The following is a 13,526-nucleotide window of genomic DNA, read 5'->3' as shown; positions in this document are numbered from 1 at the left end:
CCCCAAGAAAGGGGATCTATTGGGTAAAATGGCGGTGGCGGCCAGCGTGACTATTCAAGCGGATATGACCAATCCTGACCCGTGGCAAGCAGGCGATTGGCGATATCGCGTTCCAAACAGTCGGACCATCTTTCACTGATATCATTTGGGTGCCGACGCAATGCTCCTATAAAGGAGATTTGCCGGAAGAGGCGCGTGTATAATCGCGTTGGTCGTATCGGCGACGCCTCTGTTCGGTCCCTCTCTGCTCCTCGGTAATCCGTGATCGATGGCTTGCTCATGAGGCTTCCTTCGGCAGAGCGTACAGACCGTGGCGTACGCGCAGCAGCGCCACGGCCAACTCAGCAATCGCGAACGCCAATATGGCACCAAGTAAGCCATTCGTGCCGAAATTGACGATCATCCAGCCACCAAACAGGGGAAATCCGAATATGCCGACGAAATAAGCGATTACAAACCACGTCATTGCAGCGTTACGTTGATCGATGGGACCATCATTCACCGCTTGTGTCTGGATCACTGCGTAAACCAAGCCATAACCAAGGCCAAGCAGAACAGCACTGGTGATCTGGACCAAGACGCCATAGTGAAATCCGAAGCTTACCACCACGCCAAGGATCATCAGCGATAGGAGAACAATGGCGACATGATCACCATTGGCCCGGTTGACCACCGGTGCCAATACAAAACGGGATGCCACCACGGTTAAGGCGTAGACGCTAAAGAACGTGCTGGCCTGAAGGCCGGTGCCTCGCACGAGCGACGTCTGAAACGTCAAAATACCACTAAAGACACAAGCGCCAAGCCCCACCATCAGGATTGGGTAGATGGCTCGCGTCCGGGCGATATCAGGCAATTTGCGCACCCAACCTTCACTGAAAGAGGCTGGCGCAACGGCAGCACCTTTTGGGGCCAGTCTGTCAAAAGCCCACAGAAGCACGGCCGCAAGAACACAGGCCGCCGCAACCAGGCAAAATGCAGCGGGAGTGGAAAATCCAAGGCTTCCCGTCAGCGTGCCTGCTATAACCGGGCTGCCGCCAATTCCCGCCATCAGGAACGCTCCGTAGCGTGCGAACCAGAAGCCACGCTCCGTATCTGTGACGCGCTCGGACAACGCCATTGGTGCAGCGAGATAGAATATTCCCCACCCAAGTCCAATGAGAAAGCCAGCTCCACCGATCAGCGGCGACAGGGTCTTCAAGGAAGCAAGAACGAGGTACCCGGCACAGACAGCCAGCGCCCCCAGTGCTCCCATGCGAGCTGCGCCGAAGCGGCCAGCAAACCAGCCGACCAAAGGCACTCCAATCAAAGTGCCGAACATTGCGCCGCCAAGCGTAATGCCGGTGTCGATCTCGCTACCGCCAAAAGCGCGGAAATGCTCGGTAAGGAGGAATGTCGCTCCATAGCCAGCGGCAGTTAGAAGGCTTCCCATAAACAGGCAGTTGGCGTGTGATGTGCGCATGATCTCTTGACTCAAATGAATAATTGGTTCGATTATCTTGCCATTCGACATCAAATAACAGGACCACTTGAAGCCGCTCGCGGGAACCACTTGGGGTATAAAACGTGACAGTTGAAGGCTCGCGCCGGCGCGAGGGAACAGCGCATCTGGTTACTATCGCCATCGACAGGGTGTCTCCCGTGCCGCTTGTCCGACAGCTTTATCTTGCTTTGCGTGCGGTGATCATCACCGGGGTGATGCAGCCCGGGACACGGCTTCCCTCGTCGCGTGCGGGCGCGCAATTTTGGGGTGTGTCCCGTGGCTTGGTCATTGAGGCCTATGAAACACTCCTGAGCGAAGGTTATGCCGTCGGCCGCATCGGCTCGGGTACTTTCGTTTCATCTGATGTGCCTGAACGCTCCGGACGTCCGGGTGGAGAGGGATGGTCGGGGCCGGAACGTGATCGCCTTCTTTCCCGCGCTGCCCGTACTGTCATCATGACGGCTCATCAACCCGATCCGCCACCGCAGGTCCCCTTTGCGACGGGACGCACGCCACCGGATGAAAAGACGCGCGCGATCCTCAATCGCATTGCTCATCGCCATGTCGGTACCTTGTCGGACCATTACCGCAATCCACAGGGGGAAGCGTGGTTGCGGGAAGCGGTGGCCGCCTATCTTCTTGCCGCGCGTGGTGTGCGCTGTGTACCAGACCGCATCTTCATCACTGCGGGGTCACAACAGGCGATCGATCTTGCAATCCGTTCTTTACTTGATCCAGGCGATGTCGTTGCGGTGGAGGACCCTTGTTATCCGCCCGCCCGGCATGCCTTGATCGCGCATGGGGCAACGCTTGCGCCTGTACCGATTGACGACAATGGCATTGACGTTTCCGCCCTCGCAGCACTCGCTGTCAGGCCACGGGCTGTCTATGTCACTCCATCGCACCAATATCCCGCAGGCGTGGTGCTTCCCATGGCGCGCCGGCTGGCGCTTCTTGATTGGGCTGCAACCGCCGGGGCCTGGGTCATCGAAGATGATTACGACAGCGAGTTCCGTTATGATGGGCCGCCACTTGCCGCCCTGCAAGGAATTGATGAGCACCACTGTGTCATCTATGTCGGCACTTTCAGCAAGGCTCTGCTGCCGGGATTTCGTCTTGGCTATCTGGTGGTGCCGGACGATTTGGTTCCGGCGTTTCGCAGCATGCGCGCACTTCTTGATCGTTTCCCCGCCCCATTTCAACAATTGGTGGTCGCTGACTTTTTGGCTGAAGGGCATTTTTCAAGCCATTTACGCCGATTGCGCGATGCCTACCGGCAGTCACGTGATGTGTTGGTGTCATTGTTGCATGAGCGCCTCTTCGAACATCTAAAAGTCAGTCCGCCCCAACAGGGAGTCCATCTTCTGGCGCGCGTTCGTGCGGAAAATGATGACACAGTGTTAGCGCGTGGCGCACGCGACCATGGCGTTTCTGTTCTGCCGGTTTCGCCAATGCACATCGCGCCTACTTCCGATTATGGTTTGTTATTGGGTTTCTCGGCCTTAACAGATGCCGAGGCCGATATCGGAACAAAACGTTTGGCCGCCGTCTTTGCGGATTTCAAACTATGATGATTGCGAATTCCAACCGAGATGTCGGGCCAGTTGAGGTTTGATGACGCGCTACCGTGGCCTGTCGCCAAATAGTTCGTTTTCTATCTGAATGAACCGTGTCCGCCTCACAGACCGTCAGGTACACGGCGTGTCAACCAAGCGCCCCAGAACAGGCTGGAAAAGAAGCGGTATGGAGTATCAAACCCCGCCTCGGAGAGTAAAATGGCAATAGCTTCTTCCGATCTAGGTGGTTCGGCTCCTTGCAATATCTTGCCCATCTTGGCTTCGATTTCCTCGGGACCGGCGCCGTTCATCCGCCAACGGGTGGCCCAAGCCTTCATCAGGAGCGGCTGCGAAGCATAGGTTCTATAATTTCCGGCGAGAACCAATGGCGCGCCCGGTCTAAGACGTGTTGCAATCTGCTTGAGGATTTCGCTTTTTGCTTCGTCATCTTGCAGGTGATGCAGGACACCAATCATGATCGCTGCGTCAAAAGATGGTGTTATGGAGATTTCGGCAAGGTGACCCAGAACCGGCTCCACACACTGCTCCAATCCGGCTGCGGCCAATTCGGCCTTCGCCAGCTCCAGCATTGGTGGTGACGGGTCAACGGCGACAAATGACCAATCTGGTTCGAGTGTTGCGGCGGCTATGATCTCACCGGCTGTTCCACCGGCTCCAACGACCAATAACCTCGCCTTTGTTCCAGCACCAAGCACTGCCGAAAGCATGCAGGCCGAAAGCTCGTGGCAAGCATCGTAGCCGGCCAGAGCAATCCGGCTTTGCCGTGCGTACTCCGCAGCTCGGGAACTATCAAATTTGGCAGCGGAATCTTTGGACATAGTATTTTTCCTTCGCGACCATTCCCAGCCTAGATGGGGCCGGCACAAGAGCTGTTTGAAAATATACAGGAGATGACGTCGGAACCCGAATGCGAGTATCTCGGCCTATATCGCAAGGGATGGTGACTTTATCGAGCGCAAGCATTCATTGATGAACCATGATCTGAAAGCCGATACCACCATTTTCCGGGCGCTTCGTTGAGGTATTGTCAGGCAGTAAGGCTGTCCGAGTTCAAGTACACGTTTTACTGGTCTGATTAGCGGGCCCGTTTCAATTAGGTCAGCAGAATAAATGCCTTGCCCCAGAGCGACTCCCAATCCTCCAAGCGCAAGATCAAGAGCAGCCTTTGACGAGTTTGCGGTCAGGCCCCGTTGAATGTCGCGGCCGGGTGTCAGAAGTGCTGTTTCAAACCAGTTACGCCATGAGGGAAACGAAGACGCAGCCGGTCCCCAATCGGTATGAATCAATGGCAAGGTCAGTAGATCCGCGGTGGTATTCACGGGGCCGTACTGTGCCAGAAAACCCGGTGTGCAGACGGGAAAAACCGCGTCAACGGCAATTTCTTCTGTGCTGTGTTCGCGATAGTGGAAGCGCCCATAGGACAGTCGAATGTCAATCAGATCGCGCTCAAATGAAACAGGGTCGCCTTCACCCCTCAAAGAGATATCTACCGGGCCATGTACGGTGATGAAATCAGGTAAACGGCGCGAGAGCCAACCCATTGCCATCGAAGGCGGTACCGATATGACGAGTGAAGATCGTCGTTGACCACCGGACAGTTCACTCGAAGCACTTCTCAACTCGTCGAAAGCCAATGAAAGCCGGGGCAGAATTTCTCGGCCTGCTTCCGTGAGTATGGCTCGCCGGTTGATCCTTTGGAACAGTTTGCGTGCTACTTGTGCTTCGAGAGCACGAATAAGCTGACTGACTGCCGCAGGCGAAATTGAAAGCTCTTTGGCTGCAGACATAAAACTGCCAGTTCGCGCGGCTGCCTCGAATGCCTGCAATCCACGTAAGGATGGAAACAAGATTATTCACCTAAAATAGATAAGCTTATCTTTCTAATATGGCAGGAATTCTCGTTTTAAAAAAGATTAAATATTGAATACTCTCATTCATCTGAAACCAACTGTTTGAGGGCATCCATGGATCACCGGACTATTATCGCATCACTGACATCTGAGCAGCGTGACCATCTGACTGGCAAATCAAACCGAGCGGGCGTGATTCAGCTCGCCGCTCATTGGGGCGCGATCGTTTTTCTCGGGTCGTTGATCGCAATGCGTATAACTTTGTGGCCGCTCTTGATGTTGCCGCAAGGTATCCTGCTCGTGTTTTTATTCACCCTGCTGCATGAGTCGGTGCATCGTACCCCGTTCAGAACCCAGTGGCTGAATGATTTTGTTGCCCGTACATGCAGTTTAATCCTCGTGCTGCCGACGGACTGGTTTCGGTATTTCCATTTTGCCCACCACCGCTTTACCCAAGACCCTGAAAACGACCCTGAATTGGCATCTCCGAAACCAGAATTTTTACGACAATATATTGTACACGTCTCGGGTTTTCCAGTTTGGGTAAGTCATCTGAAAACGCTGGTCAGGAATGCTGCTGGCCACTGCTCCGACACGTTTGTTCCCGAAAAAGGGCGCCCAAAAGTGCGGGCTGAAGCGCGGATGATGATGATTGTTTATGCCATCATGCTTGCACTTTCGCTTTATCTGCACACGGCGCTTCTTCTCTATGTATGGGTATTGCCAGCTCTACTTGGGCAGCCGTTCTTGCGTCTCTATCTTCTTGCCGAGCATGGTCGCTGTCCATTTGTTGCAAATATGCTGGAAAATAGCAGGACCACCACGACGAATTGGCTCGTTCGCAAGCTTGCATGGAATATGCCATATCATGCCGAACACCACTCATATCCCGGTGTGCCTTTTCACCGACTGCCGGAATTCCACGAGCTGATAGAGGCCCAGCTCAAGGAAACGGAGGCTGGCTATGTCAATTTTAACATTAAGTACATTGAGACGATGCGGTAAATGCTGCCCTTCAATGCCATGAATTTTACCTGACTTAGTTGGTCGACAGCGATGACGATGCTGAAATGCGGTCCCAACTATGTTCGGAAAGTGCCCCACAACAAATACAACGGGGCTGGCTCGACAGGGGATCAGAAGCAAAATATCTATAGAACATGACCGCAGCCAACGAAGACACCATTGCCAACCGCATCAGCCGCATCCTTGCCGACAGGATTGTAACGGGCCAGCTGGAGCCGGGTGCCAAATTGCGGCAGGACCATGTTGCCGAAGAGTTTGGAGCAAGCCACGTTCCGGTGAGAGAGGCATTTCGCAAGCTTGAGGCCCAGGGATTGGCCGTCAGCGAACCGCGACGGGGCGTGCGGGTGGCCTCCTTTGATCTGAAAGAGGTTCGCGAAGTGGCGCTGATGCGTGCCGAGCTTGAGGGGCTTGCACTTCGCCATGCGGTGCCGCATTTGACGGCGTCAATTCTTGAGCAGGCCGAAGAGGCAACCTTCGCGGGCGATAATTCGCGGGATGTGCGCTCTTGGGAAGAGGCCAATCGGCGGTTTCATAGGCTGATCCTGACCCCCTGCGAAATGCCGCGTTTGTTGGCGGCAATCGACGATCTTCATGCAGTGAGTGCGCGTTTCCTGTTTTCAGCTTGGCGCTTGGAATGGGAAGTTCGGACCGATCACGATCATCGTGCAATCCTCGGGTTTCTACGGCAGCGCAATACTGACAACGCTGTTGCCGTGCTTGAACGCCACGTTCAATGGATCGGGCAAAAACCGGTTAAAGGCCCGACAGGCTCAACGCGCGATGCCTTTGCCATTGTTGGCTAATTGCCGCTGTCGTTCATCTCTAGAGGCATTTTTAGACAGCCATAGCTCGATTTGAATTTCCGACCGTTCGAAGCGGCTTGCGTTTTTCCATGTCGTGAATAAAATTATAGATAATTTGTGATTCTATCTATAATTATGCATGTAAGCCCGAAAGGTTATCAATGTCAGTATCTGCGATACAGGAATCCGAAGGTTTGAGTGCATCTGTAATCCCCGCTGAACGCTGGGATTTCGATGAGGCAAAAAAAATCTATAATTTGCCGTTCAATGATCTGCTATTCGAGGCACATAGTGTGCATAGGGCACAGTTTGACCCCAATGCCATCCAGCTCAGCAAATTGTTGTCGATCAAAACGGGTGGATGCCCTGAGGATTGTGGCTATTGCAGCCAGTCCGCACATTACCCCACCGGGCTCAAGGCATCGAAGCTGCTGCAAGTCGAGAAGGTCCTTGAAGAGGCAAGCAAGGCTCGCGACAGTGGTGCAACACGATACTGCATGGGGGCAGCGTGGCGCAGTCCCAAAGATCGTGACATGGACATGGTTGTTGCCATGGTCGAGGGCGTTCGGGCGCTGGGTATGGAGACCTGCATGACGCTTGGTATGCTGTCTTCAGGACAGGCGAACCGGCTCGCAGAGGCGGGCCTTGATTACTACAATCACAACATTGATACGTCCGAGCGCTTTTACAGCGAGATCATCAGTACCCGCAGTTTTGCGGATCGTCTGGAAACACTCGGAAATGTGCGGGAGGCAGGGATCAAGGTCTGTGCCGGTGGCATTCTCGGCATGGGCGAGACGACGGATGACCATATCTCAATGCTCGTTACCCTTGCCAACCTTCCGGTACAGCCGGAGAGTGTGCCGATCAATATGCTGATCCCGATCCCCGGGTCAAAGCTGGCCAACGCAATTCCCGTTGATCCCATTGCATTTGTGCGGGCCACAGCGCTTGCCCGCATTCTCATGCCTCAGACGCATGTTCGTCTGTCCGCCGGGCGTACGGAAATGAGCGACGAGATGCAGGCGCTGTGTTTCTTCGCCGGTGCGAATTCGATCTTTGTCGGTGACACGCTGCTCACTGCGGAAAATCCCGGCGATGATCACGATACCGGACTGTTCCGGCGATTGGGGCTGAAGGCAATGCCTCCGCGTATTGCCGAATGACGTCCCATTATCTTGCCCGTTATGACAGGACGTTGAACGGATTAGAACGCAAGGGAAGATTGCGGACGCTGGTGCCATGCAACGGTGTTGATTTTACATCGAATGACTATCTCGGCTTTGCCGGTTCCCCGCGTATTGCAGCAGCGATAGCTGCTGCTTTGGAGCGCGGCGTCCCGGCTGGTTCGGGCGGGTCTCGTTTGCTTCGCGGCAATCATTCCGAGCATGAGGCGCTCGAAGATGAAGCATCTGCCTTTTTCGGTGTGGAGAAGATGCTCTATTTCTCAAGCGGTTATGCCGCCAATGCCGCGCTGTTTTCGACGCTGCCGCAACGCGATGATCTCATTGTCTATGATGCGTTTATACACACCAGCGCTCGCGAAGGTGTCACAGCCAGCCGGGCGCAATCGGTCATGATCAGGCATAATGATCTCGGGAATTTCGAGAGCGCATTGAGGCAGTGGCGCATGGCGGGCGGCAAGGGGCATGCGTGGATTGCAGTCGAGAGCCTCTATTCCATGGATGGTGATCGTGCGCCGTTAGCCGATCTGATGGCGCTTGCGGACAGATATGAGAGTTTTCTCGTCGTCGACGAGGCACACGCGACCGGAGTATTTGGTAGCGAAGGTCGTGGGCTTGCGACGGGCCTTGAGGGGCGGGATAACATTATCCTGTTGCACACTTGCGGCAAGGCACTTGGCGTTTCAGGTGCGCTCGTAGGGGGGAGCAAGGTCCTTTGCGATTATCTTGTCAATCGCGCCCGCGCCTTCATTTATTCCACCGCGCCGTCGCCACTTATGGCGACGGGAGTTCGCGAGGCACTGAAGATGCTTGCAGACGAACCTCAGCGCAGACTGGGTCTGCAGAAGCTTTTCACGTTCGCCAGCACACAACTTGCGGCGACCTTTGGGATGGAGGGGAGCGGGTCACAAATTCTGCCCATCCTGATTGGCGACAATGCGCGTGCAACGCGTGTTGCGAGGCGGCTGCAAGCGGGTGGTTTCGATATCCGTGCAATCCGCCCGCCCACGGTTCCCGAGGGAACAGCGCGCCTGCGAATAGCCATCACACTGAATGTCGACCAGTACGAAATCGAGCGGATGCTCAATCATCTTAAAGTTGCATTGGCCGAGGAAGTCATATGAGTTTGCGTTTTGTCGTTACGGGTACCGATACGAATATTGGCAAGACAATATTTTCAGCGGCGCTAGTCAGTGCACTCGGTGCCTCTTACTGGAAACCTGTCCAGGCTGGCCTTGAGGAAGAAACTGATAGCGAAGCCGTTGCCCGCCTCGGTCAGATTCCGCCCGATAGGATTATTGCCGAGACCTGGCGGCTTCAGACGCCTGCTTCGCCACATCTTGCTGCGCGGTTGGACAATGTTCGAATACGACCGGAGTTGCTCAATCCGCCTTCCATAGACGGTCCGCTCATTATTGAGGGCGCTGGTGGTGTGATGGTTCCGCTGACGGAAACCGAAATATTTGCCGATCTTTTCGCCCGCTGGCAAATCCCCGTTATTCTATGCGCTCGCACGGGTCTTGGAACGATCAATCACACATTGCTCTCCTTGGAAGCTTTGCGCCAACGTTGCGTACCGGTGTTCGGCGTTGCCTTCATCGGCGATGAACATATGGATACGCAGTACATTATCGGGACGTTGGGTCGTGTCCGCTGCCTTGGCCGGTTGCCATTGCTTAAGCCGTTGACAGCCGATGCATTGCACAAAGCCTTTCAGGAAAATTTCGATACAGCGCATTTTCAGATGGTGAACCCGTGACCTATTCTCTTGCATCATCGCCTGTTTGGCATCCGTTCACCCAACACGCGCTGGAGCCCGCGATGAGGCGCATCCTCAGAACGGAAGGCGCATGGCTTCATGACGACGAGGGGTCAGCCATTCTCGATGCGATTTCCTCCTGGTGGGTTATCACACACGGACATCGCCATCCGCTTATCATGAAGGCGATCCGCGAGGCTTGCGACAGCTTTGATCAGATCATCTTTGCTGAGTTCACCCACGAGCCCGCCGAAGAACTTGCAAAGGGGTTGCTCGCCATCGCTCCGGAAGGCCTTGCACACGTCTTTTATTCGGACAGCGGGTCAACCTGCGTGGAAGTCGCACTGAAGATGGCATTGGGCTATTTCCATAATATGGGAGAACCACGGTCGCGCATCGTCGTTATGGAACACAGCTATCACGGCGATACAATCGGGACCATGTCTGCGGGGGAGCGCGGGGTTTTCAACGCAGCCTACCAGTCATTGCTTTTCAGTGTCGATCAGGTGCCGTTTCCGCTGCCCGGACATGAGCAGAATACGCTTGATGCTTTCGAACAGCTATGCCGGAGTGGGCAGGTCGCTGCATTGCTGGTCGAACCGCTTGTGTTGGGGGCAGGGGGAATGCGGATGTATCCCGCATCGCTCTTGACCGAACTGAAGCGCATCGCTGAAAAATATGGCACCTTGCTGATCGCTGACGAGGTGATGACCGGATGGGGGCGAACCGGAACATTGTTTGCCTGCGATCACGCCGGCATTACGCCGGATATATTATGCACATCGAAAGGACTGACCGGTGGTGCTTTGCCGCTGGCTGCAACCCTGTGTTCTCCAAAAATATTTGACGCGCATCTATCCACCGATCGTACCAAGACTTTCTTTCATTCGAGTTCTTATACTGCCAATCCGATTGCTTGTGCAGCGGGGCTCGCCAATCTTGAAGTGTGGAAGAAAGAGCCAGTGCATGCGCGCATTCGATCGCTGGAAGCCATGCATCGTGAAAGGTTGAAACGGTTCGCGGCAGACCCACGATTCAGCAATATACGCCAGACCGGGACGATCGCTGCACTAGACCTCAATACTTCGATATCAGGCTATCTTTCCGACGCTGGACCAAAACTGCGCGCTTTCTTCCGATCCAGAAATCTCCTGATCCGCCCTCTTGGCAATGTCATTTATCTGATGACACCCTATTGCGTCGATGAAACTGATCTGGACCGTGCCTATGATGCTATTGATGAGGCGGCGGATATGCTTGCCGTGGGGAGGCGATGAGCCGGATAGCGGCAAGTCGAATTGCCGGATTTGGTCACTACGTGCCGGCGCGCCGCGTGGAAAATGCAGAGATAGAAAGCAAACTCGGGCTGGAGCCCGGCTGGATTGAGCGCAGAACCGGTATTCGCACCCGGCATTGGGTCGAAGACGGCGAATTCCTCACGGATATTGCCGAAAAGGCAGGGGCATCGGCTTTGGACGACGCCGATCTCTTGCCTGATGACATCGCCCTGACGATCCTTGCCACATCAACCCCTGACCATCTTTTACCACCTTCAGCTCCATTGCTGGCGCATCGTCTCAGGCTCATTAATTCCGGTGCTATTGATCTTGCCGGTGCATGTTCGGGGTTCCTTTACGCGTTAACGCTTGCTGATGGTTTCGTCCGTGCGCAAGGGCGTCCGGTTCTTGTCGTGGCCGCCAATATTTTGAGCAGGCGCATCAATCCGGCCGAACGCGCAAGTGCCGTTCTCTTTGCCGATGCGGCGGGTGCTGTCGTTCTGGTGCCATCAAGCGATTCAGATGTTGGCTTGCTTGGTGTGAACCTGGCCTCGGACGGCAGCTATTATGATCTGATTTCAATTCCCGCAGGAGGTTCCGCAAAGCCGTTTGCTTCAGGCATGGCAAATGAGGAATGCCTGATGACGATGCGTAGCGGCAAGGAAATGTTCACGCGGGCTGTCCAGATGATGACCACATGCGCGCAGCGAGCAATGGCAGATGCGAATCTCTGTTCGGCAGACATGGACAGGTTTGTGCCACATCAGGCCAATGCGCGCATTTTCGATGTGGTATCGGATAATCTTGGCATTGATGCTTCCCGAACCGTGCGCACCATAGCAGAGTATGGCAATTCCTCTGCCGCAACCATTCCGCTCTCACTATGTCTTACGGATCGCAAGCGACCCTTGGTGCCGGGCGAAAAACTGCTGCTAACCGCAGCTGGCGCTGGCTTAACAGGTGGCGCCGTCGTCTGGGGCATTTAATGCCATACCGGTAACATTGGACTGGCCTAGGTATAATAACCAGCTCAATTGAACCATGTTCTGTGATTTTGCCCGTCTGCTCTCAAGCCCAGAAATTGCAAATTCGTATTAGTTTTCTGAAAATTTGCCGCTATCGAGATTGTTTCGCCCCTGTCAATTTTCATTCAGGATTGGACAGGTAAGAGGAGAAATGCCTGCCATATCCCCAATAATGGTGACCTTGGGAGGACAACCAATGATCGACAGATTATATCGCACTGCCCTGTTTGGGAGTGCCGCTCTACTCATTTTTGCAAATAGCGCGAATGCACAAATCTGCAACAGTACAGTCCGGGTTCTGGCGCAACCCCGCGACAGTCTTACCCTGCTTGAAAACTACAAGGACGAATTCAAGAAGCTTTCGGGTGCTTCGTTCGAGTTTGACTACCTGAATGAAAATGATCGGCGCGCCAAATCGCGTGCGGAGGCAGCAACAACGGGTAAGTACAATGTCTATTATATTGACGAGGCCAATGTCGCGCTTTTTGCCGAGTCAAAATGGATCGTGCCGTTGCTCGATTACTACCCGGCGGACGCCAGTTATGATGATTTCGATGCGGGGCGAAAGAAGGTTGCCAGCTACAACGGCATCGCCTATTTCGCCCCCATTCAGGGCGGCGGTGATCTGCTTTACTATCGTAAGGATGTCCTGGAAAAGGCCGGGATCACGCCGCCCAAGACCTTGGAGGAATACGAAGCCGCACTTGCCAAACTGAATGATCCGGCCAAGGGTTTCTACGGCACGGCCCTACGCGGCGGTCGCGGGTCTGGCGCAAATGTCTGGCGGTGGATGACCTATTTCAAGGCGTTCGGCGGCGAGTGGTTTGTCGATGGCAAACCGGCCTTTAATTCCGCTGCAGCCGTTAAAGCGACAGAGACCTATCTGCGTCTTTTCAAATATTCGGCCCCGGGTACGCAGACCGGCAGCTGGACTGAGGTCACCGAAGCCTTCAACTCCGGCAATGTCGCGATGATCATCGAGTCAAGTCCGCTTGCTGGCCAGACGGAAGATCCCAAACAATCATCGGTGGCGGGCAAGGTCGGTTACACCGTTCCGCCACGTCCGCTCGTCGGAGGCGGCTATGGCCATGGCCTTGCCATCGGCGCAAAGGCAAATGCCGACGATGCCGCAAAGAAATGCGCTGGTGCTTTTATCGCATGGGCCACATCGAAACAAAATGAAGAACGACGGCTTGAACAGGGCATTTTTGGTGACATCAATCGAACCAGCGTCATCAACAGTGATGCTTTTAAAAAGAAATATGGTGCGGAGATTGGCAATGCGCTTAACGAGACGGCGCAGTACACCGATGTCAATTTCTGGGTCAACGCCGATTGGCCTGATCTCGGCGACCGCTGGGGCATCATCCTCGAAGAGCTGATCACCGGCAGCCGGACAGATATCAAAGGCGGCCTTGATGAGCTTGAGGCCTACGCCAACAAGTTGATCGCACGCCGCTGATCCGCAGCGACATTCCTTCGTGTCGCTGTCCGGGGCTTCACAACGCTCCCCATGTGAAGCCCCGTTCCTCACTTATCTTT

At 54.6% G+C, this 13,526-nt stretch carries 12 protein-coding genes; 9 read left to right on the top strand and 3 right to left on the bottom strand.

Annotated features, from left to right (window positions below; genetic code table 11):
- Nucleotides 1-277 precede the first annotated feature (277 nt).
- On the bottom strand, nt 278-1,462 hold the full coding sequence (locus tag AB4Y96_RS20185) for an MFS transporter (protein WP_441919444.1): 1,185 nt from the start codon (nt 1,460-1,462) through the stop codon (nt 278-280).
- A gap of 104 nt (nt 1,463-1,566) precedes the next feature.
- On the opposite strand from AB4Y96_RS20185, the gene pdxR reads away from it, so the two are divergent.
- Complete coding sequence (gene pdxR, locus AB4Y96_RS20180) at nt 1,567-3,054, top strand: MocR-like pyridoxine biosynthesis transcription factor PdxR (protein WP_441919443.1); 1,488 nt, start codon at nt 1,567-1,569, stop codon at nt 3,052-3,054.
- A gap of 107 nt (nt 3,055-3,161) precedes the next feature.
- Here pdxR and AB4Y96_RS20175 read toward each other — a convergent pair whose 3' ends face one another.
- The gene (locus tag AB4Y96_RS20175; protein WP_441919441.1) at nt 3,162-3,878 is read right to left on the bottom strand and encodes a class I SAM-dependent methyltransferase; all 717 of its coding nucleotides are present in this window, start codon (nt 3,876-3,878) and stop codon (nt 3,162-3,164) included.
- A gap of 105 nt (nt 3,879-3,983) precedes the next feature.
- Entirely contained in the window at nt 3,984-4,913 is a 930-nt protein-coding gene (locus AB4Y96_RS20170; protein ID WP_441919484.1) for a LysR substrate-binding domain-containing protein, read from the bottom strand.
- 111 nt (nt 4,914-5,024) lie between these two features.
- Here AB4Y96_RS20170 and AB4Y96_RS20165 point away from each other — a divergent pair, with 111 nt between their 5' ends.
- The 8 genes from AB4Y96_RS20165 to AB4Y96_RS20130 all read left to right on the top strand — a co-directional run bounded on the left by AB4Y96_RS20165 (nt 5,025) and on the right by AB4Y96_RS20130 (nt 13,446).
- On the top strand, nt 5,025-5,915 hold the full coding sequence (locus AB4Y96_RS20165; protein WP_441919440.1) for a fatty acid desaturase family protein: 891 nt from the start codon (nt 5,025-5,027) through the stop codon (nt 5,913-5,915).
- A gap of 155 nt (nt 5,916-6,070) precedes the next feature.
- Nucleotides 6,071-6,739 carry a GntR family transcriptional regulator gene (locus AB4Y96_RS20160; RefSeq protein ID WP_441919439.1) on the top strand — a complete coding sequence of 223 codons (669 nt, stop codon included), beginning with the start codon at nt 6,071-6,073 and terminating at the stop codon, nt 6,737-6,739.
- Between the two features lie 194 nt (nt 6,740-6,933).
- Nucleotides 6,934-7,905 carry a biotin synthase BioB gene (bioB, locus tag AB4Y96_RS20155; protein ID WP_441919438.1) on the top strand — a complete coding sequence of 324 codons (972 nt, stop codon included), beginning with the start codon at nt 6,934-6,936 and terminating at the stop codon, nt 7,903-7,905.
- Nucleotides 7,902-9,047, top strand: coding sequence for an 8-amino-7-oxononanoate synthase (locus AB4Y96_RS20150; protein ID WP_441919437.1), 1,146 nt, complete (start codon nt 7,902-7,904; stop codon nt 9,045-9,047). Before bioB ends, AB4Y96_RS20150 begins: the two co-directional genes overlap by 4 nt.
- Nucleotides 9,044-9,682: a dethiobiotin synthase gene (gene bioD, locus AB4Y96_RS20145; protein ID WP_441919435.1), complete on the top strand. Its 639-nt coding sequence runs from the start codon at nt 9,044-9,046 to the stop codon at nt 9,680-9,682. Before AB4Y96_RS20150 ends, bioD begins: the two co-directional genes overlap by 4 nt.
- The gene (locus tag AB4Y96_RS20140; RefSeq protein ID WP_441919434.1) at nt 9,679-10,959 is read left to right on the top strand and encodes an adenosylmethionine--8-amino-7-oxononanoate transaminase; all 1,281 of its coding nucleotides are present in this window, start codon (nt 9,679-9,681) and stop codon (nt 10,957-10,959) included. The genes bioD and AB4Y96_RS20140 overlap by 4 nt, the downstream gene beginning before the upstream one ends.
- A complete protein-coding gene (locus AB4Y96_RS20135; protein ID WP_441919433.1) occupies nt 10,956-11,945 on the top strand; it encodes a beta-ketoacyl-ACP synthase III in 990 nt (329 codons plus the stop codon). The genes AB4Y96_RS20140 and AB4Y96_RS20135 overlap by 4 nt, the downstream gene beginning before the upstream one ends.
- Nucleotides 11,946-12,180: 235 nt before the next feature.
- Complete coding sequence (locus tag AB4Y96_RS20130; protein ID WP_441919432.1) at nt 12,181-13,446, top strand: extracellular solute-binding protein; 1,266 nt, start codon at nt 12,181-12,183, stop codon at nt 13,444-13,446.
- Nucleotides 13,447-13,526 lie beyond the last annotated feature (80 nt).

Origin of the sequence: Phyllobacterium sp. TAF24 (assembly GCF_052113785.1) — a bacterium.
Lineage (GTDB): Bacteria > Pseudomonadota > Alphaproteobacteria > Rhizobiales > Rhizobiaceae > Phyllobacterium.
This window is presented reverse-complemented; position numbering and strand designations above follow the sequence as displayed.

Coding starts and splice junctions, on each gene's coding strand:
- bioD (WP_441919435.1), top strand. CDS start 9,044: ATGAGTTTGCGTTTTGTCGTTACGGGTACCGATACGAATATTGGCAAG.
- AB4Y96_RS20150 (WP_441919437.1), top strand. CDS start 7,902: ATGACGTCCCATTATCTTGCCCGTTATGACAGGACGTTGAACGGATTA.
- AB4Y96_RS20185 (WP_441919444.1), bottom strand. CDS start 1,462: ATGCGCACATCACACGCCAACTGCCTGTTTATGGGAAGCCTTCTAACT.
- AB4Y96_RS20175 (WP_441919441.1), bottom strand. CDS start 3,878: ATGTCCAAAGATTCCGCTGCCAAATTTGATAGTTCCCGAGCTGCGGAG.
- AB4Y96_RS20160 (WP_441919439.1), top strand. CDS start 6,071: ATGACCGCAGCCAACGAAGACACCATTGCCAACCGCATCAGCCGCATC.
- AB4Y96_RS20135 (WP_441919433.1), top strand. CDS start 10,956: ATGAGCCGGATAGCGGCAAGTCGAATTGCCGGATTTGGTCACTACGTG.
- AB4Y96_RS20165 (WP_441919440.1), top strand. CDS start 5,025: ATGGATCACCGGACTATTATCGCATCACTGACATCTGAGCAGCGTGAC.
- AB4Y96_RS20130 (WP_441919432.1), top strand. CDS start 12,181: ATGATCGACAGATTATATCGCACTGCCCTGTTTGGGAGTGCCGCTCTA.